This is a genomic window from Methylobacterium jeotgali (assembly GCF_022179345.1).
GTDB lineage: Bacteria > Pseudomonadota > Alphaproteobacteria > Rhizobiales > Beijerinckiaceae > Methylobacterium > Methylobacterium jeotgali.
This window is the reverse complement of the sequence record NZ_BPQR01000089.1, coordinates 1-24,123: the sequence shown is the minus strand read 5'-3', so window position 1 is coordinate 24,123 and position 24,123 is coordinate 1. Positions and strand designations below refer to the sequence as shown.

The following is a 24,123-nucleotide window of genomic DNA, read 5'->3' as shown; positions in this document are numbered from 1 at the left end:
CGCGCGATGCGCAGCACCTCGGCGAGGTCGGGGGCGAGCCGCGCGAAATCCGAGTCCGCCCGCGCCTGCCGCCAGGTCATCTCGGAGCGGGAGGAGGCGCGGGCCTCCGCCTCCACGAGGTCGCGGGGCACCGAGACCGCGTGGAGATGGGCCCGGCGCATCTCGGCGAGGTTTGCCGCCTCCCATTCGCCGAGGCCGCCCGCCTCGCCGGCCTCGGCGATGAGATCGCCGGTCCGCGCGGCAGCCACGATGTCGTGCGCGATCCCCTTCAGCGCGGCGAGCTGGTCGGCGCGGGTCGCGGCGGCGCCCTCCGGCATCAGCGTCTGCGCATCCCAGCCGAGGATGCCCGCCGCCCCCTCGACGGCATGCAGGCGGGCGAACAGGGTCTCGAGCTCGGCGTAGGCGCGCATCGGATCGCTCTCAGGCTCGCCGGGCGGCGAGATAGCTCGCCACCGCGTGGATCACCTCGGCGGCCCGGTCGCAGGCGGCGGCGTCCACGTCGAGATGGGTCGTCACGCGGATGGTCTCGCCGATGGCGCGGATGCGCACGTCGTGCGCGAGGCAGGCCGCCGCGAAGGCCGCCGCCGTGACGCCGAGGCCGTCCACCGTGAAGCAGAGGATGTTCGACTGTCCCGCCGTCTCGTCGAAGCCGAGGCCGGGCAGGCCGGCGATGCGGGCGTGGATGCGGGCGAGGTTGGCGTTGTCGCGGGCGAGCTGCTCGATGTGGTGATCCAGGGCGTAGAGACCCGCCGCCGCCAGCACCCCGGACTGGCGCATGGCGCCCCCGAGCCGGTACTTCCAGCGCCAGGCCTGGGTGATGAAATCCCGCGTCCCGCACAGCACCGCGCCGACGGGGCAGCCGAGCCCCTTGCTGAGGTCGAGCCAGACGCTGTCGAAGCCTTGCGCGTAGTCCGTCGCCGGGATGCCGGTGGCGACCACCGCGTTGAGGAGGCGCGCCCCATCGATATGCGCCTTGAGGCCGCGCGCCTTGGCGATATCGCGGATGCGGCGCATGTCCTCCAGCCGCCAGACCGAACCGCCGCTGAAGCTCGTGGTCTGCTCCACCGAGACAAGCGCGGTGCGGGGCGCCGTTCGGCCGGGGGCGCGGATCGCCGCCTCGAAGGCCTCCGGCGTGTAGATGCCGACCTTCGTGGGCAGCGGCGCCACGGAGACGCCGCCGATGGCGCAGGAGCCCGCGGCCTCCGTGTTGTAGATGTGGGACTTGTCGTCGACGACGATCTCGTCGCCGGCCTGCGTCTGCACGAGGATCGAGACGAGGTTGCACATCGTGCCCGACGGCATGAACACGCCGGCCTCCTTCCCCAGCAGCGCCGCGACCCGCTCGCAGAGCGCCAGCGTCGTGGGGTCGGAATCCGACTGCTCGTCGCCGACCACGGCCCGCGCCATGGCCTCGCGCATCCCCGCCGTCGGCCGGGTCTGGGTGTCGCTGAACAGGTCGATCGTCATGTCGCTCGCCGAGGGATCGCCGGGGTTGCGGAGAGAAGTGATCGGCCGCGCGTGCGCCACGGGCCACGCCTCCCTATAATCCTCTTAGGCCTTCCCGTCATTTGGATGATGTATTAAAAATACATTTTGGAAGGCAGGGAGGATTCGAGGATGGCCGGCACCGCGCAGACGGCGCAGAGCCCGCGGGCCGCCGCGAGGCAAGGGGCGGGCCTGCCGCGGCGGCTCGCCGAGGCGCTGCAGGGGGACGTGCGCTTCGACGCCTTCACCCGCGGGCGCTACGCGACCGACGCCTCGATCTACCAGATCACGCCCGCCGGGGTGGTGCTGCCGCGCTCGGCCGACGACATCGCCGCGACGCTGCGCATCGCCGCCGAGCACGGCGTGCCCGTCACGATGCGGGGCGGCGGCACCTCGCAGAACGGCCAACCCATCGGCTCCGGGCTCGTGGTCGACTGCGCGCGCCACTTCAACCGCATGCTCGCCTACGACGCGGAGGCCGGCACGATCACCGTCGAGCCGGGGATGGTGCTGGAGCGGCTCAACACGCGGGTGAAGGCCGACGGCTGGTTCTTCCCCGTGGAGCCCTCCACCGCGACCCGCTGCACCATCGGCGGCATGGCCGGCAACAACTCCTGCGGCGCCCGCTCGCTGCGCTTCGGCAAGATGAGCGACAACGTGATCGCGATGGAGGCGCTGTTCCACGACGGCGCGCCCTTCGGCTTCGGGCTCACCGGCAACGAGGCGAGCGGGGCCACGGGCTCGGCCCGTGCCGAGGAGATCGCCCGGCGGATGCGGGCGCTCGCCGCCGACAACCGCGCCGAGATCGAACGCATGTATCCGAAGGTGCAGCGCCGGGTCGGCGGCTACAACCTCGACGCGCTGATCGAGGCGCGGCCGAACCTCGCCCATCTCCTCGTCGGCTCGGAGGGCACGCTGGCGGCCACCACCTCGGTGACCCTCAAGCTCTCGCGGCTGCCCACCCACCGCGTCATGGGCGTCTGCCACTTCCCCTCCTTCCGCTCGGCCATGGAGACGACGAAGGCGATCGTCGAGCTCGATCCGGTGGCGGTCGAGCTCGTCGACAACAACGTCCTCGTGCTCGGGGCCGACATCCCGCTCTTCCGCACGACGCTTGCCGACATCACCCGGGGCCGACCGAACTGCCTGCTGCTCGCCGAGTTCGCCGGCGACGACCTCGCCGCCTTGAAGCGGGACCTCAAGCGCCTCGACGCCTGCATGGGCGACCACGGCTTCCCGGGCGCGGTGGTCGAGGTGGTCGAGCCCGCCCGCCAGCGCTCGGTCTGGGAGGTGCGCGAGGCCTGCCTCAACATCATGATGTCGATGAAGGGGGACGCGAAGCCCGTCTCCTTCATCGAGGACTGCGCGGTGCCGCTGGAGCACCTCGCCGACTACACCGACGCCGTCACCGAGGTGTTCACGAAGCACGGCACCCGCGGCACCTGGTACGCCCACGCCTCCGTCGGCTGCCTGCACGTGCGGCCGATCCTCGACATGAAGAAGGAGGGCGATGTCGCCCGGATGCGGGCGATCGCCGAGGAGACCTCGGAACTGGTGCGCCGCTACAAGGGCTCCTACTCCGGCGAGCACGGGGACGGCATCTCCCGCTCGGAGTACATCGCGCCCCTCTTCGGCGAGCGCCTGACCCGGGCCTTCGAGACCGTGAAGGACACGTTCGACCCGGACAACCACCTCAACCCCGGCAAGATCGTGCGCCCGCTGCGCATGGACGACCGCTCCCTGATGCGCTTCGCGCCGGGCTACGCCGTCACGCAGCCCATGGAGACCGCCCTCGACTGGTCGGAATGGGGCGGGTTCGGCGGCGCGGTCGAGATGTGCAACAACAACGGCACCTGCCGGAAGCTCGCCGGGGGGGCCATGTGCCCCTCCTACCGGGCGACGCGGGAGGAGCAGCACCTGACGCGGGGCCGCGCCAACTCCCTGCGGCTCGCGATCTCCGGGCAGCTCGGGCCGGAGGCCTTCACCAGCCACGAGATGAAGCGCACGCTGGATCTCTGCGTCTCCTGCAAGGCCTGCCGCCGCGAGTGCCCGACCGGCGTCGACATGGCTCGCATGAAGGTCGAGTTCCTGCATCACTACCATGCCCGCCACGGCTTGCCCCTGAAGGAGCGGCTGATCGGCGAGCTGCCCCGCTACGCCGGCGTCGCAGCGCTGCTCGCCCCGCTCCTGAACCTCCGCGACAAGGTGCCGGCGCTGGCGAAGCTCTCGGAGCGGGCGGCGGGGCTCTCGGCCCGGCGCACCCTGCCCCGCTGGCGCCGGCCTTGGGGCGAGACCGGCGAGGCGGCGCATCCGAGCGATGTCGCCGGCGAGTTCCGCGACGTCATCCTGTTCGGCGACACCTTCAACCGGGCCTTCGAGCGGGAGAACCTGGAGGCCGCCGAGCGGGTGCTGCGCGCGGCCGGCTACCGCATCCACCGGGTCTACCCGCCCTCCGGCCGCCGGCCGCTCTGCTGCGGGCGCACCTACCTCGCCTCCGGCCAGACGGATCGCGCCCGTGCCGAGGCCCGGCGGACGCTCGACACGCTCCTGCCCTTCGTGCGGGCCGGGGCGCGGGTCGTGGGGCTCGAGCCCTCCTGCCTTCTCACCTTCCGCGACGAGTTCGGCGCGCTCCTGCCCGGCGAGGACGCCAGGGCGCTGGCCGCGTCGAGCCTGCTCATCGAGGAGTTGCTCGCCGCCGACCTCGCCGCCGGGCGCATCGCCCTGCCGCTGGCCGATCAGGGGGGCCGCGTCGCGCATCTCCACGGCCACTGCCACCAGAAGTCGTTCGGGGCGATGGGCGCCGTCGAGACGGTGCTGCGCGCCGTGCCCGGCCTCGACGTGCGGGTGATCGAGTCGAGCTGCTGCGGCATGGCCGGCGCCTTCGGCTACGGGGCGGCCACCATCGACGCCTCGCTGGCCATGGCCGAGCTGTCGCTGTTCCCAGCGCTGCGGGCGGCGGGCCCCGACGACCTCGTCGTCGCCGACGGCACGAGCTGCCGCCACCAGATCCAGGATGGACTAAAGCGGGAGGCGGAACATGTGGTCCGCGTGCTTGACCGGGCCCTCGTCCCTCGACAGTGAATACGGTCCGCCGTAAACGTATCGGATGCGCGGCCTCGGGCGTCCCAGTATCGTTGACAGATGAATAAGATCGAGCCCGGACTCGGGATTAACCGCCGCTACCTGCACGACGAGGTCGCGGACCGGATGCGCGAGCTGATCCAGTCCGGCGAGATGGAGCCCCGTGCCCGCGTCAACGAGAGCGAGCTGACCGAGCGCTTCGGCATCTCGCGGACCCCTTTGCGCGAGGCGATCAAGATCCTCGCCACCGAGGGGCTGCTGGAGCTCCTGCCCAATCGCGGCGCGCGCGTCGCCAGCATCTCGCAGATCGAGATCGACGAGATGCTGGAGGTGATCGCCGGGCTTGAGGCCACCGCCGCCGAAGTCGCCTGCCGCAAGATCACCGACGCGGAGGTCGAGGCCATCCGCGCCGACCACCTGCGCATGGTCGAGGCCTGGAAGGAGACCGACGAGGCCACCTATTTCAGCCTCAACCGGCGCATCCACGAATCGATCATGGCCGCGAGCCGCAACGCGACCCTGATGTCGATCTACACGAGCCTGTCGGGCCGCATCCAGCGCTCGCGCTACACCGCGCACCAGACCGGCGAGCAGTGGGAGAAGGCGGTCGGCGAGCACGAGCGCATGGTCGAGCTGCTCCAGGCCCGCGACGGCGCCGCTCTCTCGCCGCTGATGCGCGAGCACATCTGGGGCAAGAAGGCGGTCATCGCCGAGAATTTCGGCGAGAGCGACGCCTGACGCGTCCGCCGCCTCAGGCGGCGTCGCCCATCGCACGCAGGCTCGCCACGAGGTCAGTGAAGCGGTCGCCCTGCACCACGACGTGGGCGCGCAGCGTGTCGCCGGCCAGCGCCGCGTCCCCCGCCAGGATCGCCTCGACCACCGCCGCGTGCTCGGCGAGCGACTGCCCGAGCCGGTGGCGGGCGCGCAGCTGCAGCCGCCGGAAGGGCGAGAGCCGCCGGTGCAGCGTGCGGGCCTGCTCGCAGAGGAAGGCGTTGCGGCTCGCCCGGTAGATCACCGTGTGGAAGACGTAGTTCTCCTGGTAGTAGGCCTCCGTGTCCTCGTTCTCGGCCGCCCGCGCGCAGCCGTCGAGGGCGGCCCTCAGGTCGCGCTCGTCCTCCTCGATCAGCCGGCGCGCCGCGAAGCGCCCGCAGGCGGCCTCGAGCTCGGCCATCGTCTCGAACATCGCGATGAGGTGCCCCGGCTCCGGCGCGCTGACGATGGTGCCCCGGCGCGGCTTGGTCTCGACGAGGCCCGTGGAGGCGAGCTGGATCAGCGCCTCGCGAATCGGCGTGCGCGAGACGCCGAAGCGCTCGGCCAGCTGCACCTCGTCGAGGCGGGCGCCGAGAGGAAGCCGGCCCTGCACGATCTCGTCCTCGATGACGAGCCTGAGACGCTGCGCGTGGTTCATCGGGCGTTCCCCGGATGGTCCAGCCGGCTACGGACCTGCTTTTGGCGAGGACCCTCGCCCGCCCCCGCGAATTATGCAAGACGGTTGACAGAATATACAAGAACTGGCTCTTCTCCCTCAAAGCAGTGTTGCAAGTATAAATATTGCACTGCACAATCGAGGCGCGGCAGCGCGCCAGGGAGAGGGACGCCATGCCGGTCACACGCCGCACTCTTCTCGCATCCGGACTCGCCGCACCCGCGGTGCTCGGGCTGGGGCTGCGCTCCGCGCAGGCCGCGACGGTCCTGAAGCTCTCCCATCAGTTCCCCGGCGGCACCATCGACGAGGGCGACTTCCGCGACCGGATGTGCCGGAAGTTCGCCGCCGCCATCAAGGAGCGCTCGAAGGGCGCGCTGGAGGTGCAGGTCTATCCCGGCTCCTCGCTGATGAAGACGAACGCCCAGTTCGGCGCCATGCGCAAGGGCGCCCTCGACATGTCGCTCTACCCGAGCCCCTACGCCGGGGGCGAGGTCGCCGAGATGAATATCGGCCTGATGCCCGCCCTGGTGACGAGCTACGCGCAGGGCATCGCCTGGAAGAACGCCCCGGTCGGCCGCAAGCTCACCGAGATCCTCGATTCGAAGGGCATCGTCCTGGTCTCCTGGGTCTGGCAGGCCGGCGGCGTCGCGAGCCGCGAGCGCCCGCTCTACGAGCCCGCCGACGCCAAGGGCATGAAGGTCCGCGGCGGCTCCCGCGAGATGGACCTGATGATGAAGCAGGCGGGCGCGGCGACCCTCTCGATCCCCTCGAACGAGTCCTACGCCGCCATGCAGACCGGCGCGTGCGACGCCGTCATCACCTCCTCGACGAGCCTGATCTCCTTCCGACTGGAGGAGCTGTCCAAGGCTCTCACCTCCGGGCGCGAGCGCTCCTACTGGTTCATGCTCGAGCCGATCATGATGTCGAAGACGGTGTTCTCGGGCCTGCCCAAGGACCAGCAGGATCTGATCATGGCGATCGGCGCCGAGCTTGAGAGCTTCGGCCAGGAGGGCGCCAAGGCCGACGACACCCGGGTCGAGCAGGTCTTCTCCAAGGCCGGCGCCAAGGTGCAGAACCTCGACGAGGCCACCATGAACAAGTGGCGCGACATCGCCCGCGAGACCGCCTGGAAGGACTTCGCCGGCAAGAGCGCCTCCTGCGCCGAGCTCCTCAAGCTCGCCGAGCAGGTCTCGTGAGCCACGGCTTCGACGCGGCCTCGGCGGCCGCCGAGGCGCCGCGCCCGGCGGAGGGCTCCCGCCTGCCGGGCGCTCTCGGCCTTCTCGACGGCGGCATGCAGGCGCTGAACCGCGTGATCCTGCTCCTCGGCGGCCTCGCCCTCGTCGCGGCCTGCCTGGTGCTCAGCTACTCGGTGCTGATCCGCTACGTCCTGCACGAGCCGACCGACTGGCAGGACGAGATGGCGGTGTTCCTGATCGTCGGCGCCACCTTCCTGTCGGCCTCCGCCGTGCAGGCCAAGCGCGGCCACGTGGCGATCGAGGCGCTGACCGGCCTGCTCTCGCCCGCCGCCAACCGCGTCCGCCTGCTGATGGCGGACGTCATCAGCTTCCTGTTCGTGGCCTTCTTCGCCTGGAAGAGCTGGACGCTGCTGCACGAGGCCTGGGTCGACGGGCAGGTCTCGCAGTCGACCTGGGGGCCGCCGCTCTGGATCCCCTACGCGCTGATGGCGGTGGGCACGACCCTGCTCGGCCTGCAGTTCGCCCTTCAGATCGTCGAGGCGCTCCTCTACGGCCCGGCTGCGGCCGGACACGACAAGCCCAAGATCGGCATCGGCGCCGACGTGAACCGGGACATGAGGGGGCAGCCCGAGCGGACGCCGCGGGGCCCCGACGCGATGGGAGACCACCGTTGAGCACCGCGGCCATCGGACTTCTCTACGCCGGGGCGACCCTCTCGGCGATGCTCGCCGGCATCCCCATCGCCTTCGCGCTGGGGTTCGTGGCGCTGGCCTTCATGTTCGCGTTCATGCCGGCCGCCTCCCTCGATACGGTCACGCAGAACGTCTACGAGGAGATGGCCTCGATCACCCTGCTCTCGATCCCGCTCTTCATCCTGAAGGGCGCCGCGATCGGCCGCTCCAAGGCGGGCCAGGACCTCTACTCGGCGATGCACGCCTGGATGCACAAGATCCCCGGGGGGCTCGGCATCGCCAACGTCTTCGCCTGCGCGCTGTTCGCGGCGATGGCCGGCTCCTCGCCCGCCACCTGCTCGGCGATCGGCTCGGCGGGCATCCCGGAGATGCGAAAGCGCGGCTACTCGCCGGGCTTCGCCGCCGGAATCATCGCGGCGGGCGGCACGCTGGGCATCCTGCTGCCGCCCTCGATCACCATGATCCTCTACGCGGTGGCGGCCGAGCAGTCGCTCGGACGGCTGTTCCTCGCGGGCATCGGGCCGGGGCTGCTGCTCGTGCTGCTGTTCGCCGGCTGGTCGGTCTACCGCTTCCGCGCCGAGTACGCGGTGGCCAAGCGCGCCTACGAGGCGCACGGCACGGCCTCGGCGATCCTCGCCGAGGACCGCTACAGCATGCGCGAGCGCTTCTCGACGCTGCCGCGGGTGCTGCCCTTCGTGGTGCTGCTCACCGGCGTCATGGTGGCGCTCTACGGCGGCTACGCGACGCCTTCCGAGACCGCGGGCCTCGGCGGCCTGCTGGCGCTGGCGCTGATCGCGGTGATCTACGGCGTCTGGCGGCCGAAGGACGTCGACCCGATCCTGCGGGCGACCCTGCGCGAGTCGACCATGCTGATGCTGATCATCGGCATGTCGCTCCTCTACGCCTACGTGATGAGCTACCTGCACATCTCGCAGTCGGCGGCCGCGGCGATCGTGGCGATGCAGCTCTCGCCCTGGGTGCTGCTGGTGACGATCCTGGCGCTCGTGATCGCGCTGGGCTTCTTCCTGCCGCCGGTGTCGATCATCCTGATGACCGCACCGATCATCCTGCCGCCCCTGAAGGCGGCCGGGTTCGACCTCGTCTGGTTCGGCGTGGTGATGACGATCACCATGGAGATGGGGCTCATCCACCCGCCGGTGGGGCTCAACATCTTCGTCATCAAGAACATCGCCCCCGACATCCCGCTCAAGGACATCATCTGGGGCACCCTGCCCTTCGTGATGCTGATGGCGGTGGCGATCCTGCTGCTCTGCCTCGTACCGGGCATCGCCATGTGGCTGCCGGACCTGCTCCTGCCGACGACGCGGTAACCGGGGCCGTGCTCCGGGCGAAGAGGCCGTCATCGGCAATCGCCCGGAGCCATGGCATGATCGATCGACGCACCTTCTCGACAGCGCTCGCCGCCGCGGCGGCGGGCGCGCTTCTCTCGTCCCGGGCCCGCGCCCAGCCGGGCGGCTCCGGGGAGCCGATCCGCAACGTCGTCCTCGTCCACGGCGCCTACGCCGACGGCTCCTGCTGGAGCGAAGTGATCGGCCGCCTCCAGGCCGCCGGCCTTCGCGCGCAGGCCGTCCAGAACCCGCTGACCTCGCTTGCCGACGACGTCGAGGCGACCCGGCGCATCCTGGCGCTCCAGGACGGCCCGACCGTGCTCGTCGGCCATTCCTGGGCGGGGATGGTCATCAGCGAGGCGGGCACCGACCCGAAGGTCGCGAGCCTCGTCTACGTCGCCGCCCGCGCCCCCGATGCCGGCGAGGACTACACGGCGCTCGCGGCCAAGTACCCGACGCCGCCGGCTAGCGCCGGCCTTGTCAAGCGGGATGGCTTCGCGGAGCTGAACGAGGAGGCGTTCCTGCGGGACTTTGCAGGCGATCTCGATCCGGCGAGGGCCCGCATCCTCTACGCCGTGCAGGGCCGCGTCGCGACGAGCCTGTTCGCCTCCCGCACCACGCAGGCCGCCTGGCGCGGGAAGCCGAGCTGGTACGCCGTCTCGACGCAGGATCGGACGATCAACCCCGACCTCCAGCGCTTCATGGCCCAGCGCATGGGCGCGACGACGATCGAGCTTGCCGCGAGCCACGTCTCGCTGATCTCGCGGCCTGCGGAGGTCGCGGACCTGATCCTCGCCGCGGCGGGTCGGAAGACGGGCTGAGCGCCTCGGGCCCTACCGCCCCTTCCACTCCGGCGGGCGCTTGGCGAGGAAGGCTTCCATGCCCTCGCGAAAATCCTCGCTCATGTAGCAGCTCAGGATGAGGTCCTCGCCGGCGCCCTCGTCCCCTTCCTGGAGGCGGCGCAGGCCCTCCTTGGTGGCGCGCAGCGTCAGGGGGGCGTGGCTGGCGAGCAGCGTCGCGAGCTCGGTGGCGCGAGCCTCCAGAGCGGGGGTGTCCGCGACCACCTCGCCGACGAGGCCGATGGCGAGCGCTTCCGAGGCGCCGACGAGCCGGGCGGTGAAGAGGATGTCGCGCACCCGCGCCTGCCCGATCAGACCTGAGAGCCGTCGCAGGTTGCCCTGCGAGAGGCAATTGCCGAGCGTCCGCGCGATTGGGAAGCCGAAGCGGACATCCTCGGTCGCGATGCGCAGGTCGCAGGCGGCCGCGATCGCCGCGCCGCCGCCGGTGCAGGCGCCGGCGACCGCGGCGACCGTCGGCACCCGCAGGCGCTCGAGCGTGCCGAGCACCCGATCCATGAAGCGCTCGTAGCCGAGCGCGTCCTCGGGGGTCTTGAAGCTCCGGAACTGGGCGATGTCGGTGCCCGCCGCGAAGGCCTTAGCCCCCGCGCCCGCGATGACCAGCGCCTTCACGGCCGGGTCCGCCTCGATGCGCCCGCAGAGGTCGATCAACCCCTGGTACATGCCGAAGGTGAGCGCGTTGCGCGCCTGCGGCCGGTTGAGGGTGATGCGGGCGATGCCGGAGGCGTCGAGGGCGTAGAGCAGCTCGTCGGTCGGGGTCTCGCTCATGCCGGTCTCCGATAAAAGGTCAGGCCAGCGTCTCGCGCACCACGCCCCGGGCGATCAAGCCCTCGATCTCGTCGGTGCCGTAGCCGAGGCCGGCGAGGATCGCGCGGCTGTGCTCGCCGAGCAGCGGCGCCGGCCCCTGCACCCGGCCGGGCGTCTCCGAGAACTTCACCGGCAGTCCGAGGGTCCGCATCCGCCCGGCGCGGGGGTGCTCGACCTCGACCACCATCTCCCGGTGCAGCGCCTGGGGGTCGCGATGCATGGCGGCGACGTCGAGGACCGGTCCCGCCGGCACCCCGGCCGCGTCGAGGCGGGCCAGCCAGCCCTCGGTGGTGTCGCCCCGGAAGCGCTCCGCCAGTACCTCAGCCAGCGCCGCGCGGTGCTCCATGCGGTCGCGGTTCTGCGCGAAGCGCGGGTCCTCGGCGAGGCCGGGCACGCCGATCGCCTCGGTGAGGCGCAGCCAGTTGGTCTGGTTCGCCGCCCCCACGGTGATCCAGCCGTCGCGGGTCTGAAACGCCTCGTAGGGCGCGTTCAGCGGATGCGCCGAGCCCATCGGGCCCGGCGGGACGCCGGTCGCCATGGCGATGGCCGACTGCCAGTAGGTCTGCACGATGCCGGCCTCGAACAGCGAGGTCTCGACGGCCTGGCCGAGCCCGATGCGCTGCTTGCGGGCGTAGGCGGCGAGCACGCCCATCGCTGCGAGGATGCCGGCGGTGATGTCGGTGATCGGCGGCCCGCACTTCATCGGCGGACGGCCCGGCCCCTCCCCGGTGACGCTCATCAGCCCGCTCATGCCCTGCGCGACGAGGTCGAATCCCGCCCGCTCCGCGTAGGGCCCGGTGCGGCCGAAGCCCGAGAGCGCGCAGTAGATCAGGCCGGGGAACTCGCCCTTCAGGGTCTCGTAGCCGAGACCGAGACGCTCCATCGTCCCGGCCCGGTAGTTCTCGATGAGCACGTCGGCATCGGCCAGCAGGCGTCGCAGGAGCAGTTTGCCCTCCTCGGCCTTGAGGTCGAGGCTGAGACCCCGCTTGCCGCGGTTCATCATCATGTAGGCGGCGCTCTCGCCACTGAGGGCCGGCGGGACCGAGCGGCGAGTGTCGTCCCCGCCCTCGATCTTCTCGACCTTGACGACCTCGGCGCCCATGTCGGCGAGCATCAACCCGCAGACCGGGCCCGCCATGATGTGAGCGAGCTCGATCACCCGCATCCCGGCGAGCGGACCCGCGCGACCCTCATACTTCATCGGGCATCCCTCAGCGCGTCGCCGGGGCCGCCCCCGGCGCGGGCGGCGCCTCCGGAACGGGTTCCTCGAACTTGCGCTCGGGGTGCATCGTGAAGGCGAGCCCCGCCCCGAGCAGGGCGAGCCCGATGGAGCCGGCGAACGGCAGCGTCCAGTCGCCTGTCTTGTCGACGACGAAGCCGAACACGATCGGCGAGACGATCGCCGCCACCGCAGAGCCCGTGTTCATGAGCCCGCTCGCCGTGCCGGAATAGGTCGGCGCGATGTCCATGGGCACCGACCAGATCGGGCCGATCACGAGTTCCGCGAAGAAGAAGCCCGAGGAGAGCAGCAGCGCCACCATGGTGAGATCCTTGGTGAAGAACACGCCCGTCAGGCTCGCCGCCGCCCCGAGGAAGCCGATCACGATGATCGAGAGCCGGGCGAGCTTCACGTTTCCGGTGCGCTCGAGGATCTTGTCGCTGAGGACGCCGCCGAGCGTGTCGCCGACGACGCCCGCGAAGAACACGCCCGAGGCGAAGAGCGCGGAGTTCTTCAGGTCGAGCCCGTAGCTCTGCTTGAAGAAGGTCGGCAGCCAGCCGAGGAACAGCCACAGGGTCCAGCCGTAGCAGAAATAGGTGATCGTCACGGGCAGGATGCGCTTCGTGAGCGCCCCCCACGGAACGGCCTGCCGGACGCCCGGCGCGCGGGGCGGGGGCAGGGTGTCGAGCTCCTCCTGGGTGATGGAGGCGTGGTCGGCCGGATTGTCGCGGAAGTAGAGCCACCAGACGCCGACCCAGACGAAGCTGACGAGGCCGAGGATGACGAAGCTCGAGCGCCAGCCGACATGGTAGATCAGGAAGGCGACGATCGGCGGCGCCACGGCATTGCCGAGCCGGGCGAAGGCGTGGGTGATGCCCTGCGCGAAGCCGCGCCGGCCCGGCGCCGTCCAGTTCTGCATGGCCCGCGTCGCGGTCGGGAAGGTGGCGCCCTCGCCGAAGCCGAGGAGCACGCGGGCGAGGAACAGGCTGATCAGGCCGCCGACGAGGCCGGTGAGGATCGTCGCCGCCGCCCAGATCATGCCGCAGACGAGCAGCGTGCGCCGCGCCCCGAAACGGTCGCCGACCGAGCCGCCGATGACCTGGAAGATCGCGTAGGGGTAGGCGAAGGCCGAGAGGATCAGCCCGAACTGCGTGTTGCTGAGACCGAGATCCTGGGAGATGACGCCGCCGGCCGTGGCGATGTTCACGCGGTCAAGATAGGTGATGAAATACATCAGGCACAGCAGGAACAGCACGCTGTTCGTGGCGCTCATCCGCTTCGGCATCGAGCGGTATCCTCCGGTTCGTTTTTTTTAAGCGCGCCGCCGGCCTGGGCCGTACGTCGGAGCGCGGGGAATCATCCCGCATCCTGAATGCAATGTCGACCCGGCCCGCGGGACGATCCCCGCACAAGGTCCTGGCCAAGGTCCTGGCAAGATCCCGGAACGCCGGGCGTTTCGGACGGTTGTCAGCCGGATCCGAGCCTTGCCGTTCCCGGGCGAGGCGCCGAGCCCGACGGAGGCAGGACATGCGTAACGTGACGACCCTGGTGCTCGCCGGTGCCATGCTCGCCGGACTCTCCGCCGCCGCGCAGGCCGCCTGCCAGGGCCGGCTCACCAACCGCTCCGGCTATCTCGTCACGCTCAGCCAGGATGGCGGCCCGACGGTGGCGGTGCCTCCGGGCCGCAGCCTGCCGATCCGCTACGTGCGGCCGGGCCGGCTCGATGTCGCCGCCCTCTGCCCCGGAATTGGTCCCGGCGTCGGACCGGGCGCGGCGCCCGTGCAGAGCGCCTCCCTGACCTATCAGGCGGTGCTCGACCGCTGCTACATCGAGGTCGGCGACGGCTTCTTCGAGCGGCAGATCGGGCCGGCCTTCATCGACGGGCTCGACGTGAAGCCCTTCACGGTCAACGCGCCGCGCCAGGGCGACATCGCCGTCGCGGGGGCGCCCGCCGGCTGCCCGCTGCCGCCGCGCATCAGCGCCCGCTACTGATCCCGAGAGACGCGAACGGGGAGCGCGAGGCTCCCCGTCCAGACCGGCGCAGGCCGTGACGCGTCAGGCGGTCGCCGGGCGCATCGGCACGGCCTCGGCCGGCTCCTTCGCCAGCACCTTGCCGCGCGGCCCCACCCAGGTGCCGACCCAGCGCCGCTGCCAGAGGGCGAGGCAGCCGAGCACGCCGGCCGCGAACACCGCGTAGATCACGAAGCCCGGCGCGAAGCCGCCGGCGTACTGCTTCGACAGGCCCATGACGTTGGGCAGGATGGCGCCGCCCAGCGCCCCGATCTCGCCGATCATCGAGCCGGCCACCGCCGTGTTGTTCGGCCAGCGCAGGGGCACGAGCTGGAACAGCGCGCCATTGCCGGCCCCGAGCGCCGCGAAGCAGACCATGAACAGGATCGTGGTCATCATCAGCGAGGGCGTGGAGGTGAGCGCCAGGAACGAGCCGATCGCGGCGAGCAGCACCACCGAGAGCACCAGCACCCCGCCCATCCGGTCGGCGAAGTAGCCGCCGACGATGCGGATCCCCGAGCCCATCAGAGCGGCGAGCATGGTCAGGCGGCCGGCCTCGACCTTCGTCACCGCGAACTGCTCGTGGAAGAAGGTCGGCAGGAAGTTCGACAGGCCGATGAAGCCGCCGAAGGTGATGATGTAGATCAGCGAGAAGGCCCAGCCGTCCTTGGTGAAGAGGCAGGAGATGTGCTGCTTGAAGGTCTGCTCGTGGCAGTCCGGCGGCTCCTTGGCGAGCAGGAGCATCACCGCGATCGGCACGAGCATCACGATTCCGGCGAAGCCGTAGACCGCCTGCCAGCCATAGGCCTGGGCCAGCGGCGGCGCGAACAGCACCGCGAGCACCGTGCCGGAGTTGCCCGCACCCGCGATGCCCATCGCGAGGCCCTTGTGCTCCGGCGGGAACCAGCCCGAGCCGAGCGACAGCGCCACGCCGAAGGAGGCTCCGGCGATGCCGAGCAGCACGCCCATGGCGAGCACGTCGTTATAGGAGGAGACGAAGAAGAACCCGTAGGCCATCGCCAGGACGATGACGCCCATCTCGGTGAGCGCCGCGTTCTTGCGGCCGATGTACTGGGCGAGGACGCCCAGCGGAAAGCGCATGATCGCCCCGGCCAGGATCGGCAGCGAGATCATGAACCCGGTCTGGGCCGGGCTGAGCCCGTAGGTCTCGGTGATGAACGGACCCATGGCGCCGTTGAGCACCCAGATCGCGAAGCAGAAATCGAAGTAGAGGAACGCGGCGAACAGGGTCGGGGGGTGTCCCGACTTCATCACGGTCTTGAAGCTGGCCATCTGTGGGCTCGTCTGTCGCGGCGGGTGGCCCGCTCGCGCGCGCCGCCCTGAACGGGGGGAGCCGGACGTGCATCGTCCGCATCCGGAGCGCCGTTGCCCCGAGCGCCTGGACCGCGCTTTCGCGGAGGCGGGGGAGAGAAAGCATCGGCCGTGCCAGGACGGGTTCGCTCGCGGAGCCGAGCCCGCGATCCGGCGCGGGCCCCGCGTTGCGGGTGCCTTCTGGCGCGGCCGGCGGCAACGCTGCTCAGCGAACGGGCAAGGGCCGATCCCCGAGCCCGCCCGACGGCGATGCGCTCAGCGGCAGGTCGTGACGGAGCGGACCACCCAGCCCTCGCCGGGCTGGAAGAGCTTGCGGCGGCTGCGGGTGCAGTCCGCCGGCACGGTGCCGGTCGTCCAGGCCTTCTCCGGCTCCTTGACGGTATCGGCGGCCGGGGCCGGATCACTCGTCGCGGACCGGCGCGCCTGCGCGGGCACGACGGACAGGCCGAGCCCGGCGATCAGGCCGAGCGCGAGGAGGCACCGAGCGGAGGGAATCGGCACGGGGATCTGTCCGGAGCGAGTACGAGCGCGCCTTCCATCCTCCGCCCCCGGCCGGACCGCAAGGGAGAGGACGGCACCGGCCGCGCCCGTCCCGTGAATTTTGCGGGCGCGGTTAAGGCGGCCCCGCTACCGCCGGCTGAGGTGGAAGGCGGGGGAGCGATCCGGCTGGGTGGTGACGATGGCCGCCGTCATCACCGGCTCGCCGGGCGGCAGGCGGATGCGGAAGCGGGCGAGCAGCCCGGCCAGCGCCAGCGTCGCCTCGGTCAGCGCGAAGGAGGCGCCGATACAGACCCGCGGCCCGGCGCCGAAGGGGAGGTAGGTGAAGCGCCTCGGCGGGCTCGCCTCCGGCAGGAAGCGGGTCGGGTCGAAGGCGTCCGGATCGCGCCAGTGCGCCCGGTGCCGGTGCAGCACCCAGGGGGGCGTCAGCAGGATGTCGCCGGCCGCGACCGGGTGGCCCGCCACCGTGTCCGGCCCACGCGCCGCGCGCACGATCACGAAGGCCGGGGGATAGAGCCGCAGGGTCTCGTCGACGACCGCCCGGACGAAGGTCAACCGACCGGCGAGCGCGCCGGCGGGATCGTCCTCGACCCCCGAGGCGGCGGCCTCCGCGGCGGCGCGCTCCTGGGTCTCGGGGTCGAGGCAGAGCAGGTAGCAGGCCCAGAGCAGGGTCGCGGCGGTGGTCTCGTGGCCGGCGAGCAGCATCGTCGCCACCTGGTCGCGCAGCTCCTCCGGCGTGAAGCCCCGGCCGGTCTCGGGATCGCGGGTCTCGCCGAGGAGGTCGAGGAGGTCGCGGGCGGGGCCGCCCGCCTCCTCCACCGCCCGGTCGGCGATGATCCGGTCGAGGAAGCGCACCCAGCGCCGCCGGAACAGGGCGCGGGGCAGGTCGAGGGGTGCCGGCCAGGTGATCGGCAGGATCATGTCGAGGAGGTGCGGGCGCCCGAGCCGGCGGCCGTAGCGCTCCATCATCCCGCGCAGACGCTCGCCGTGGTGCTCCATGCCGACCGAGAACATCGTGCGCCCGGCGATCTCGAGCGCCATCCGGTGCAGCTCGGGAAACACCGCCACGGGGCCGCGCCGGGCCTGGCCCTCGATGGACTCGAGGGTGTCGTGCACCGCCGCCGCGATCAGCGGCACCAGCCCGTCCGTGGCGCGGGGCGTGAAGGCGGGGGCGAGCGTTCGGCGCTGGTGGCGCCAGGGTGCACCCTCGCTGATCAGGAGCCCGTCGCCGAGCATCGGCCGCAGCACGCGGCGCGTCGCCGGGGTGCGGACGTAGTTGCCGGGGTTGTCGACGAGGATGCGGCGGATGCCCTCCGGATCGGTGACGGTGAGGCTGCGCCGGCCGAGCAGATGCCGCTCCGTCACGGTCTCGCGATAGGCGCGGGCCGGCCAGCTCGCCACCGCGTTGTCGCGCACCGCCCGCAGGTAGGGCCACAGGGACAGGTCCCGCTCCGGCGGCACGGGGGCGGGCGGCACGATCGGGCCGCGCTCGGTTGCCATGGGCCTCTCGCTCGTCTCGGACCGGGCGCTTGATGGCGGAGGCGGGCGGGCCCTGTAAAGACGCGGGACCGAAGAACGGACGCGTCCGAGCCGCCCTTGAGCGAGAGCCCCGCCCTACCCTGGAGCGCCCTTCCCGAGGGCTTGCGGATCGCGGTGCGCCTCACGCCCCGCGGCGGCCGCGACGCGGTGGAGGGCATCGCGGCGGGCGCGGACGGGCGCCCGGTGCTGGCGGTGCGGGTGTCGGCCCCACCCGTCGAGGGCGCGGCGAACGCGGCCCTCCTCGCCGTGCTGGCCAAGGCGCTCGGCGTGCCGCGCGCGCGGATCGGCTTCGTCTCCGGCGAGACCGCCCGGCTGAAGGTCCTCCGCGTCGAGGGCGACGGGCCGGCGCTGGCCGCGCGTCTCGCGAGCCTCTGCGAATCCGGTGCGGGGCGCCGGCCGGTAAGGAAGCGTTCACCATGATCGGCGCTCGTGCCGGTGCCGATCCGGCAAGGTCCGCTTAAGTTTACGGCCTCTCAACACACCTGCGCCGATCCTGTCCCGGCCTCCCGCTCGGAGGCGGGACGAGGGAAGGCTTCGCGATGTCCGTCCGGCTCGATTGGGACGCAGACCAGATCGTTTTCGCACCCCTCCCCGCCGCGTCCGTGCGCGTCGCGGCGCCGGCCGTGGAGCGCATCGCTCCGGCCGTGCCCGCTCCCTCGCGCCTGCTGCCGGCGCTGGTGCCCTGGATCGCCGCGCAGGCCGTGGCGACCCTGATCGTCGCCACCGGCATCGCCCAGGCGATGCCGCCCCGGATGGCCCAGGCCGAGATGGCAGGCCTCGACTTCCAGCTCCGGCTCTCCGAGCCCGTGATGCCGGCAGCCCCCCTGCCCGCCGCCGTCGCGGACGGCTTCAGCCTGCGTCTGTCCTCGCACCCGTAGGGCGCGCCGATCCGGCTGGCGCCGGCCCGCCCCCGCCTGTATCTCCGCCCGCGGGGTTCTCGGGCGCGGCACGGAGGGGCGCTTTGCGGCAGCGGATCGTCCTGCGCGGCGGCGTCGCCCTCATCACCGGGGCGGCGAGCGGCATCGGCCGGGCGCTCACCCTCGACCTCGCCGGCAGAGGCGGCGCCCTCGCCCTCCTCGACAGGGACGCGCAGGGCCTCGCGGAGACGGGCGCTCGGGCGGAAGCCCTCGGCGCAACCGTCGATCTGCACGGGCTCGACCTCGCCGACGCCGCCGCGATCCGCGCCCTGCCGGCGGCGATCCGCGCCCGCCACGGCCGCCTCGACCTGCTCGTCAACAATGCCGGCGTGGCGCTCGGCGGCGCCTTCGCCGACACCGACCTCGACGATTTCGAGTGGGTGCTGGACGTGAACCTGCGCGCGCCCGTGCGGCTCATCCACGCCCTGCTGCCGCTGCTCCGCGAGAGCCGGCCCGCCTGGATCGTCAACGTGTCGAGCCTCTACGGTATCGTCGCGCCGCCGGGCCAGACCGCCTACTGCGCCAGCAAGTTCGGCCTGCGCGGCTTCAGCGAGAGCCTGCGCCACGAGCTTTCCGGCAGCGGCACCGGGCTGACGCTGGTGCATCCGGGCGGCGTCGCCACCGCCATCGCCCGCAATGCCCGCCTGCCGAGGGGAGCCGATCCCGTGCAGGCCGAGCGGGGCCGGGCCGCCCATGAGCGCTTCCTCAAGCTCGCGCCCGAGACGGCCGCCGCCGAGATCCTGCGGGCGGTGGAGCGGGGCGCGCCCCGCGCCCTCGTCGGCTCCGACGCGCGCCTCGTGAGCCTCCTCCAGCGGCTGATGCCGGTGGGCTACTGGAGCCTCCTCGGGCGCCTGGCGCGGCAGGGCTAGGATGGCGAGCCGGCGCGCCCATTTCCTCGACTGGCTGATCCGGACAAGGGTGCGACCACGCCTCGTCGGGGCGGACGTCATGGACATCCGCGCGGCCTTCGACAGGCGGACGCTGCCCGACCCCTGGCGCGCCACCTACGAGGACGGCCGGTTCGGCGGCGTCCCGGGAGAATGGGTGCGCCCCTCGCCGCCACGGCCGGGGCCGGAGTACCGCGTCCTCTACCTGCACGGGGGTGGCTTCGTCGCCTGCTCGGCCCGCCTCTACCGGCCGCTCACCGGCGGTCTCGCCCGGCGGAACCTGAGCACCTTCGCCCCCGACTACCGGCTCGCCCCGGAGCATCCGTTCCCGGCGGCGGTCGAGGACGCGCTCGCGGCCTGGACCGCCTTCCGCGCGGCGGGGCCGGCGGCGATCGCGGGGGATTCCGCCGGCGGCAACCTGGTGCTCTCCGTGATGCTGCGCGCCCGCGACCGGGGCCTGCCGCTGCCGGAGGCCGCCGTGCTGTTCTCGCCCGCCACCGATCTTGCCGGCACCGGCGCCTCGATGCGCGAGAATGCGGGCACCGACGCGATGTTCGACGCCGCGACCCTGCGCCGGCTGGGGCCGCCCTACCTCGCCGGCACCGACCCCGCCGATCCCCGGGCCTCGCCGCTCTACGCCGACCTCCGCGGCCTGCCACCGCTCCTGATCCATGTCGGCGAGCGGGAGCTGCTGCGCGACGACTCCCGGCGGCTCGCCGCGCGCGCCGCCGAAGCGGGCGTGCCCACCGTGCTGACCGAGTTCCCGGTCGTGCCCCATGCCTGGCAGCTCGCCTCGCCCTACGTTCCCGAGGCGCGGGCCTCCCTCAACGCGGCAGCGGGGTTCATGCGCCTCTATCTCGACAGGGCGCGGGGAGCGTGAGCGCGCCGCTTCCCGCAGAGCCGCTGGCGGTGCTGATCGTCGGCGCCGGCTTCTCCGGCCTCGCCATGGGCATCCGCTGCCGTCAGGCGGGGATCGGGCCGTTCCTGATCCTCGACAAGGGCGAGGGCATCGGCGGTACCTGGCACGAGAACACCTATCCGGGCGCGGCCTGCGACATCCCCTCCCATCTCTACTCCCTGTCCTTCGCGCCGAAGGCCGACTGGTCGCGCCTCTACCCGCGCCAGCCCGAGATCGCGGCCTACCTCCGGGAGACCGCCGAGCGGCACGGCCTGATGCCGCATCTGCGGCTCGGCTCCGGCCTGCTCTCCCTGCGCTGGGACGAGGCGGCGTCCCTCTGGCGGGCCGAGACGGGCGTGGGCCCGCTGAGCGCGCGGGCGGTCGTCTCCGGCATGGGCGGCCTGCACCACCCGGCGCGCCCGAAGGTTCCCGGCCTCGACGATTTCGCCGGGCCGATGTTCCACACCGCCGCCTGGGACCACGGGGTGCCGCTGGCAGGCAAGCGCATCGGCGTGATCGGCACCGGGGCGAGCGCCGTGCAGGTCCTCCCGGAGATCGCGCCCCTGGCGGAGCGGCTGGTGCTGTTCCAGCGCACGCCGCCCTGGGTGATGCCCCGCCGCGACCGGCCGATGAGCGAGCGCGAGCAATCGGCCTTCGCGAAGCGGCCGCTCCGGCGATGGCTGTTCCGGCAGCGTCTGTTCTGGACCCACGAGCTGCGCGCGCTCCTCGGCTTCACGAAGGTCTCGGCGCTGACAGGGCAGGCCGAGGCGATCGCCCGCCGCCACCTCGCCCGCGCCGTGAAGGACGAGGCGCTGCGGGCGAAGCTGACCCCAGGCTACCGGCTCGGCTGCAAGCGGGTGCTGGTCTCCGACGACTACTATCCCGCCCTCCAGCGCCCGAACGTGACGGTGGAGACCGGCGCGATCGAACGGATCACGGCCTCCGGCGCGACCATGGCCGACGGCACGGAGCACGGTCTCGACGTGCTCATCCTGGCCACCGGCTTCGACATGGCCGGCAGCTACGCGCGGGTGCCGATCCTCGGCCGCGACGGGCGCAGCCTCGCGGAGACGTGGCGGGCGCGGTCCGGGGCGTTCCAGGGCATCACGGTCTCGGGCTTTCCCAACCTGTTCCTGCTCATGGGCCCGAACACCGGGCTCGGCCACAACTCGATGATCGCCATGATCGAGACGCAGGTGGAGCACGCGCTCGGCGGCCTCAGGCTGCTGTCGCGGCCGGGCGTCAGGGCGCTCGACGTGCGGCCCGAGGCGCAGGTGCGCTTCCTCGACGCCGTCGAGGCGGCGTCGCGCGACAGCATCTGGACCACGGGCGGCTGCCGGAGCTGGTATCTCGACGCGGCGGGGCGCAACACGGCGCTCTGGCCGGGCTCGGTCATCGCCTACCGGCGCGGGGCGCGGCGCCTGCGCCGGCGCGACTACCGCATCTCCTGAAGGCGAACGCCGATCCCATATCGGCGGAACGGCCGGCGCGGATCGCCCGTTGAAGGGGCACAAGCTGTGCCGTTCCCGGAAATCCTCCGGGACGCGATGGTCTCCAGGAGGTCCCCATGAGCCTGATCGGCCGCATCGTCACCAAGATCCTCGGCAACGAGGACCGTCCCGTCGTCCGCGACGACCGCAACGCGGGCTCGAGCAGCCCGATCGGGCGGCTCGTGACGAAGATCCTGCGCCGGTAGCGGCGCCGGGCGGGACGGCGGCCGCTACTGCGCGGCCGCCACCGCCTTGAGCACCGGGGCGGCGGGCACCGTGCGCTCCCAGAACGCGCCGCCGCGGGCCTTGTCGTAGCCCGCCTGATAGAGGCTGCGCATGTAGGCGGTGTCGAAGCCCCGCGACGTCGTGGTGTTGGGGGCGCTCTCGTCGATGTAGGTGAGGTTGAAGCCGATGCCGTTGGCGCGGCTGAAGGCATAGGTCGCCGCCAGCGTCGCCCGGCTGCGGGCGCGGCTCGCCGTGGTGAAGGAGCGCTCGACGATCGAGAGCGTGTTGTTACGCGTCACCGCGAATTCCGGCTCCAGGCGGCCGTTGATGACGACGTAGATGTCCGCCTTCCCGTTGTGGGTGCGCAGCTTCTGGTCCCGCAGCAGGATGGACTGGGGCAGCGTGAAGACCGGGGTCACCACCGAGCCGTCGACGTGCAGCTCCTGGAAGGCGCGGCCCTCGGCCTGAACGTCGATGAGCTGGGGCGGGAACACCGCCGGGATGCTGGCCGAGGCGGTCAGCACGTCGCGGAACAGCGCGAGCGCGTTCGGCGCGCCGCTCGCGGCGATGGCGCCCATGTTCCAGATCACCGCGCGCTGGCTGTCGAGGTTCGTCGTCACCACGAGGAGGCGCCGGCCCTTGGCGTGCTCCTCGGCGACCGCGGCGAGCAGCTCCGGGGTGACGTAGCGGCCGATGAGGTCGCGCAGGCGCCCGTCCCCGAAGAGCCCTGAGCCGAACAGCACGTTCACGACGCTCGGGCTCTGCACCAGCGTCTCGGCGACGCCGCTCGTGTAGAACTCGGTCAGGTAGGAATCGTAGGCCGGCCCGAGGAAGGCGAAGGGCGCGATAAGCGCGCCGGTGCTGACCCCCGAGACGAGGCTGAACTCCGGCCGGGTGCCCGAGGCGGTCCAGCCGTTGAGCACGCCCGCCCCGTAGGCGCCGTCGCCGCCGCCGCCCGAGAGCGCGAGGTAGGTGAAGCGCTGACGCTTCGCCTCCCGCTGCGCGGTCAGCGCCAGGATGGCGTCGGCGGAGGCGTCGGCCGAGACGCGGGCGCCGGCGATGCCGATCACCTCGGCGCTGCCCGCCTCGCCGGCGGTGTAGGCCGTGCGGGGCAGGGAGGAGCAGGCGCCGAGGCTCGCGGCCAGCGCCGCGGCGAGGAGCGGGAACCGCCGGCGGGAACGGGACGCGTCGATCATGATCTGAGCCCTGTTGGCGCCCGGCCGCGAAGCCGAGGCTCGCGCCCCCGCTACCCCCTGGCGGGGGAGCGTGGCCATTTTACGGTCCCGCTTGCGCGAGGTTCCACCGATCCGTGGGCAGGCGCGCGGATGGATCGCGGGTGATGCGCGGGGGCCACATCGGGCGGCCGAGGCGAGCCCCGTCGGACCCGCCCCGGCGCCCCGGCGCCGTTCGTCGTGGAAAAGCGTCGCCGCCCCTCGACAGGGTCGAGTTGTCGACTCTTGCGTCCCCGTCGAGGGCTCCTGTAGGGTCTCCTAGCCGTCGGCGAGCGCCGGGCGACAAGCGGCGCGTCAAGTTTTCAGGACCGGATCAAGGCCGGCCTCGGGCTCCCCACGGGCGTTCGGGCGCGGGCTCGCGTCGCGATGGACGGGGGGAGCGAGCATGGAAGCGGTCGTGAGCTGGACGGACGAGCGCGTCGAGCTTCTCCGGCGGCTATGGGAGGACGGCCAGAGCGCGAGCAAGATCGCCGCGCAGCTCGGCGGCGTCACCCGCAACGCCGTGATCGGCAAGGTCCACCGCCTCGGCCTCGGCGGCCGCGCCCGCTCCGGCACGGAGGCGCCCGCGGCGGCCGCCCGCAAGCCCACCGCCGTAGCGAGCCCCGTGGATGCCCTGCCCGAGGCCGAGGCTGTGGTGATCGAGGCGGCGCTGGAGACCGCCGAGCCGACGAGCCCGCCGAACCACCGCCCCGCCCCCGACTTCCCGCCGCCGCCGGCGCCGCTCCCGGCCGCCGCCGAGCCGGTCCAGATCGCCGTCTCGCAGCGGGTGACGATCATGGACCTGCGCGAGTCCATGTGCCGCTGGCCCATGGGCGACCCGACGACGCCGGAGTTCCGCTTCTGCGGCGCCCGCTCAATCACCGGCCTGCCCTATTGCGGCCACCACGCCCAGATCGCCTATCAGCCCGCCACCGAGCGCAAGCGCGACCGCCGCGTCGCCGGCTTCCGGTAGCCGGTTCAGCGACCTCGAAACGAGAAAGGCC

General features: G+C 72.2%; 23 protein-coding genes and 1 pseudogene. 14 read left to right on the top strand and 10 right to left on the bottom strand.

Going from position 1 to position 24,123, the window contains the following annotated elements; all coding sequences use genetic code 11:
* Both MFF04_RS20915 and MFF04_RS20910 read right to left on the bottom strand, forming a co-directional pair.
* A pseudogene (locus MFF04_RS20915) lies at nucleotides 1–410 on the bottom strand (carboxypeptidase M32); the annotation flags it as partial.
* A 10-nt stretch (nucleotides 411–420) separates the two neighbouring features.
* Nucleotides 421–1,467, bottom strand: a complete 1,047-nt coding sequence (locus tag MFF04_RS20910; protein ID WP_238278803.1) for a threonine aldolase family protein — start codon at nucleotides 1,465–1,467, stop codon at nucleotides 421–423.
* A gap of 150 nt (nucleotides 1,468–1,617) precedes the next feature.
* Between MFF04_RS20910 and MFF04_RS20905 the strand changes: the two genes are divergently transcribed.
* Together MFF04_RS20905 and MFF04_RS20900 are read left to right on the top strand one after the other, a co-directional pair.
* Nucleotides 1,618–4,566, top strand: a complete 2,949-nt coding sequence (locus tag MFF04_RS20905; RefSeq protein WP_238278802.1) for an FAD-binding and (Fe-S)-binding domain-containing protein — start codon at nucleotides 1,618–1,620, stop codon at nucleotides 4,564–4,566.
* 60 nt (nucleotides 4,567–4,626) lie between these two features.
* Complete coding sequence (locus MFF04_RS20900; RefSeq protein ID WP_238278800.1) at nucleotides 4,627–5,304, top strand: GntR family transcriptional regulator; 678 nt, start codon at nucleotides 4,627–4,629, stop codon at nucleotides 5,302–5,304.
* 13 nt (nucleotides 5,305–5,317) lie between these two features.
* On the opposite strand, the gene MFF04_RS20895 is transcribed toward MFF04_RS20900, so the two are convergent.
* On the bottom strand, nucleotides 5,318–5,974 hold the full coding sequence (locus MFF04_RS20895; protein ID WP_238278798.1) for a GntR family transcriptional regulator: 657 nt from the start codon (nucleotides 5,972–5,974) through the stop codon (nucleotides 5,318–5,320).
* 191 nt (nucleotides 5,975–6,165) lie between these two features.
* On the opposite strand from MFF04_RS20895, the gene dctP reads away from it, so the two are divergent.
* Genes dctP through MFF04_RS20875 form a run of 4 tightly spaced genes read left to right on the top strand, consistent with a single transcriptional unit; the run spans nucleotide 6,166 to nucleotide 10,050 of the window.
* Nucleotides 6,166–7,188 carry a TRAP transporter substrate-binding protein DctP gene (dctP, locus tag MFF04_RS20890; RefSeq protein WP_238278796.1) on the top strand — a complete coding sequence of 341 codons (1,023 nt, stop codon included), beginning with the start codon at nucleotides 6,166–6,168 and terminating at the stop codon, nucleotides 7,186–7,188.
* Complete coding sequence (locus MFF04_RS20885; RefSeq protein ID WP_238278794.1) at nucleotides 7,185–7,862, top strand: TRAP transporter small permease; 678 nt, start codon at nucleotides 7,185–7,187, stop codon at nucleotides 7,860–7,862. Before dctP ends, MFF04_RS20885 begins: the two co-directional genes overlap by 4 nt.
* Nucleotides 7,859–9,211, top strand: a complete 1,353-nt coding sequence (locus MFF04_RS20880; protein ID WP_238278792.1) for a TRAP transporter large permease — start codon at nucleotides 7,859–7,861, stop codon at nucleotides 9,209–9,211. Before MFF04_RS20885 ends, MFF04_RS20880 begins: the two co-directional genes overlap by 4 nt.
* 56 nt (nucleotides 9,212–9,267) lie before the next feature.
* Entirely contained in the window at nucleotides 9,268–10,050 is a 783-nt protein-coding gene (locus MFF04_RS20875; protein ID WP_238278790.1) for an alpha/beta fold hydrolase, read from the top strand.
* A gap of 12 nt (nucleotides 10,051–10,062) precedes the next feature.
* Here the strand turns inward: MFF04_RS20875 and MFF04_RS20870 are convergent, their stop codons facing one another.
* The 3 genes from MFF04_RS20870 to MFF04_RS20860 are packed head-to-tail and all read right to left on the bottom strand — an operon-like array spanning nucleotide 10,063 to nucleotide 13,397.
* Nucleotides 10,063–10,854 carry an enoyl-CoA hydratase/isomerase family protein gene (locus MFF04_RS20870; protein ID WP_238278788.1) on the bottom strand — a complete coding sequence of 264 codons (792 nt, stop codon included), beginning with the start codon at nucleotides 10,852–10,854 and terminating at the stop codon, nucleotides 10,063–10,065.
* Nucleotides 10,855–10,873: 19 nt separating this feature from the next.
* Nucleotides 10,874–12,094, bottom strand: coding sequence for a CaiB/BaiF CoA transferase family protein (locus tag MFF04_RS20865; RefSeq protein ID WP_238278786.1), 1,221 nt, complete (start codon nucleotides 12,092–12,094; stop codon nucleotides 10,874–10,876).
* Between the two features lie 10 nt (nucleotides 12,095–12,104).
* A complete protein-coding gene (locus MFF04_RS20860) occupies nucleotides 12,105–13,397 on the bottom strand; it encodes an MFS transporter (RefSeq protein ID WP_238278784.1) in 1,293 nt (430 codons plus the stop codon).
* 242 nt (nucleotides 13,398–13,639) lie between these two features.
* Between MFF04_RS20860 and MFF04_RS20855 the strand changes: the two genes are divergently transcribed.
* Nucleotides 13,640–14,104, top strand: a complete 465-nt coding sequence (locus MFF04_RS20855) for a hypothetical protein (RefSeq protein ID WP_238278782.1) — start codon at nucleotides 13,640–13,642, stop codon at nucleotides 14,102–14,104.
* 63 nt (nucleotides 14,105–14,167) lie between these two features.
* Here the strand turns inward: MFF04_RS20855 and MFF04_RS20850 are convergent, their stop codons facing one another.
* The 3 genes from MFF04_RS20850 to MFF04_RS20840 all read right to left on the bottom strand — a co-directional run bounded on the left by MFF04_RS20850 (nucleotide 14,168) and on the right by MFF04_RS20840 (nucleotide 17,452).
* Nucleotides 14,168–15,415, bottom strand: a complete 1,248-nt coding sequence (locus MFF04_RS20850; RefSeq protein WP_238278780.1) for an MFS transporter — start codon at nucleotides 15,413–15,415, stop codon at nucleotides 14,168–14,170.
* Nucleotides 15,416–15,709: 294 nt separating this feature from the next.
* Nucleotides 15,710–15,955, bottom strand: coding sequence for a hypothetical protein (locus MFF04_RS20845; RefSeq protein WP_238278778.1), 246 nt, complete (start codon nucleotides 15,953–15,955; stop codon nucleotides 15,710–15,712).
* Nucleotides 15,956–16,081: 126 nt separating this feature from the next.
* Complete coding sequence (locus MFF04_RS20840; RefSeq protein WP_238278776.1) at nucleotides 16,082–17,452, bottom strand: cytochrome P450; 1,371 nt, start codon at nucleotides 17,450–17,452, stop codon at nucleotides 16,082–16,084.
* A gap of 96 nt (nucleotides 17,453–17,548) precedes the next feature.
* Here MFF04_RS20840 and MFF04_RS20835 point away from each other — a divergent pair, with 96 nt between their 5' ends.
* The 6 genes from MFF04_RS20835 to MFF04_RS20810 all read left to right on the top strand — a co-directional run bounded on the left by MFF04_RS20835 (nucleotide 17,549) and on the right by MFF04_RS20810 (nucleotide 21,889).
* A complete protein-coding gene (locus MFF04_RS20835; RefSeq protein ID WP_238278774.1) occupies nucleotides 17,549–17,911 on the top strand; it encodes an ACR/YggU family protein in 363 nt (120 codons plus the stop codon).
* 119 nt (nucleotides 17,912–18,030) lie between these two features.
* Complete coding sequence (locus tag MFF04_RS20830) at nucleotides 18,031–18,369, top strand: hypothetical protein (protein ID WP_238278773.1); 339 nt, start codon at nucleotides 18,031–18,033, stop codon at nucleotides 18,367–18,369.
* A gap of 83 nt (nucleotides 18,370–18,452) precedes the next feature.
* Nucleotides 18,453–19,277: an SDR family NAD(P)-dependent oxidoreductase gene (locus MFF04_RS20825; protein WP_238278771.1), complete on the top strand. Its 825-nt coding sequence runs from the start codon at nucleotides 18,453–18,455 to the stop codon at nucleotides 19,275–19,277.
* Between the two features lies 1 nt (nucleotide 19,278).
* Entirely contained in the window at nucleotides 19,279–20,175 is an 897-nt protein-coding gene (locus tag MFF04_RS20820; protein ID WP_238278769.1) for an alpha/beta hydrolase, read from the top strand.
* Entirely contained in the window at nucleotides 20,172–21,644 is a 1,473-nt protein-coding gene (locus tag MFF04_RS20815; protein ID WP_238278767.1) for a flavin-containing monooxygenase, read from the top strand. The genes MFF04_RS20820 and MFF04_RS20815 overlap by 4 nt, the downstream gene beginning before the upstream one ends.
* 116 nt (nucleotides 21,645–21,760) lie before the next feature.
* Complete coding sequence (locus MFF04_RS20810) at nucleotides 21,761–21,889, top strand: TFIIS helical bundle-like domain containing protein (RefSeq protein WP_164094399.1); 129 nt, start codon at nucleotides 21,761–21,763, stop codon at nucleotides 21,887–21,889.
* 24 nt (nucleotides 21,890–21,913) lie between these two features.
* On the opposite strand, the gene MFF04_RS20805 is transcribed toward MFF04_RS20810, so the two are convergent.
* Nucleotides 21,914–23,104: a patatin-like phospholipase family protein gene (locus MFF04_RS20805; protein ID WP_238278765.1), complete on the bottom strand. Its 1,191-nt coding sequence runs from the start codon at nucleotides 23,102–23,104 to the stop codon at nucleotides 21,914–21,916.
* Nucleotides 23,105–23,525: 421 nt separating this feature from the next.
* On the opposite strand from MFF04_RS20805, the gene MFF04_RS20800 reads away from it, so the two are divergent.
* Nucleotides 23,526–24,092, top strand: a complete 567-nt coding sequence (locus MFF04_RS20800) for a GcrA family cell cycle regulator (protein WP_238278763.1) — start codon at nucleotides 23,526–23,528, stop codon at nucleotides 24,090–24,092.
* Nucleotides 24,093–24,123 lie beyond the last annotated feature (31 nt).

What these genes read in the sequence shown, in the direction of transcription:
- MFF04_RS20910 (WP_238278803.1), bottom strand. Translation starts at nt 1,467, where the DNA reads ATGACGATCGACCTGTTCAGCGACACCCAGACCCGGCCGACGGCGGGG.
- MFF04_RS20905 (WP_238278802.1), top strand. Translation starts at nt 1,618, where the DNA reads ATGGCCGGCACCGCGCAGACGGCGCAGAGCCCGCGGGCCGCCGCGAGG.
- MFF04_RS20900 (WP_238278800.1), top strand. Translation starts at nt 4,627, where the DNA reads ATGAATAAGATCGAGCCCGGACTCGGGATTAACCGCCGCTACCTGCAC.
- MFF04_RS20895 (WP_238278798.1), bottom strand. Translation starts at nt 5,974, where the DNA reads ATGAACCACGCGCAGCGTCTCAGGCTCGTCATCGAGGACGAGATCGTG.
- dctP (WP_238278796.1), top strand. Translation starts at nt 6,166, where the DNA reads ATGCCGGTCACACGCCGCACTCTTCTCGCATCCGGACTCGCCGCACCC.
- MFF04_RS20875 (WP_238278790.1), top strand. Translation starts at nt 9,268, where the DNA reads ATGATCGATCGACGCACCTTCTCGACAGCGCTCGCCGCCGCGGCGGCG.
- MFF04_RS20870 (WP_238278788.1), bottom strand. Translation starts at nt 10,854, where the DNA reads ATGAGCGAGACCCCGACCGACGAGCTGCTCTACGCCCTCGACGCCTCC.
- MFF04_RS20865 (WP_238278786.1), bottom strand. Translation starts at nt 12,094, where the DNA reads ATGAAGTATGAGGGTCGCGCGGGTCCGCTCGCCGGGATGCGGGTGATC.
- MFF04_RS20860 (WP_238278784.1), bottom strand. Translation starts at nt 13,397, where the DNA reads ATGCCGAAGCGGATGAGCGCCACGAACAGCGTGCTGTTCCTGCTGTGC.
- MFF04_RS20855 (WP_238278782.1), top strand. Translation starts at nt 13,640, where the DNA reads ATGCGTAACGTGACGACCCTGGTGCTCGCCGGTGCCATGCTCGCCGGA.
- MFF04_RS20850 (WP_238278780.1), bottom strand. Translation starts at nt 15,415, where the DNA reads ATGGCCAGCTTCAAGACCGTGATGAAGTCGGGACACCCCCCGACCCTG.
- MFF04_RS20840 (WP_238278776.1), bottom strand. Translation starts at nt 17,452, where the DNA reads ATGGCAACCGAGCGCGGCCCGATCGTGCCGCCCGCCCCCGTGCCGCCG.
- MFF04_RS20830 (WP_238278773.1), top strand. Translation starts at nt 18,031, where the DNA reads ATGTCCGTCCGGCTCGATTGGGACGCAGACCAGATCGTTTTCGCACCC.
- MFF04_RS20820 (WP_238278769.1), top strand. Translation starts at nt 19,279, where the DNA reads ATGGCGAGCCGGCGCGCCCATTTCCTCGACTGGCTGATCCGGACAAGG.
- MFF04_RS20810 (WP_164094399.1), top strand. Translation starts at nt 21,761, where the DNA reads ATGAGCCTGATCGGCCGCATCGTCACCAAGATCCTCGGCAACGAGGAC.
- MFF04_RS20805 (WP_238278765.1), bottom strand. Translation starts at nt 23,104, where the DNA reads ATGATCGACGCGTCCCGTTCCCGCCGGCGGTTCCCGCTCCTCGCCGCG.
- MFF04_RS20800 (WP_238278763.1), top strand. Translation starts at nt 23,526, where the DNA reads ATGGAAGCGGTCGTGAGCTGGACGGACGAGCGCGTCGAGCTTCTCCGG.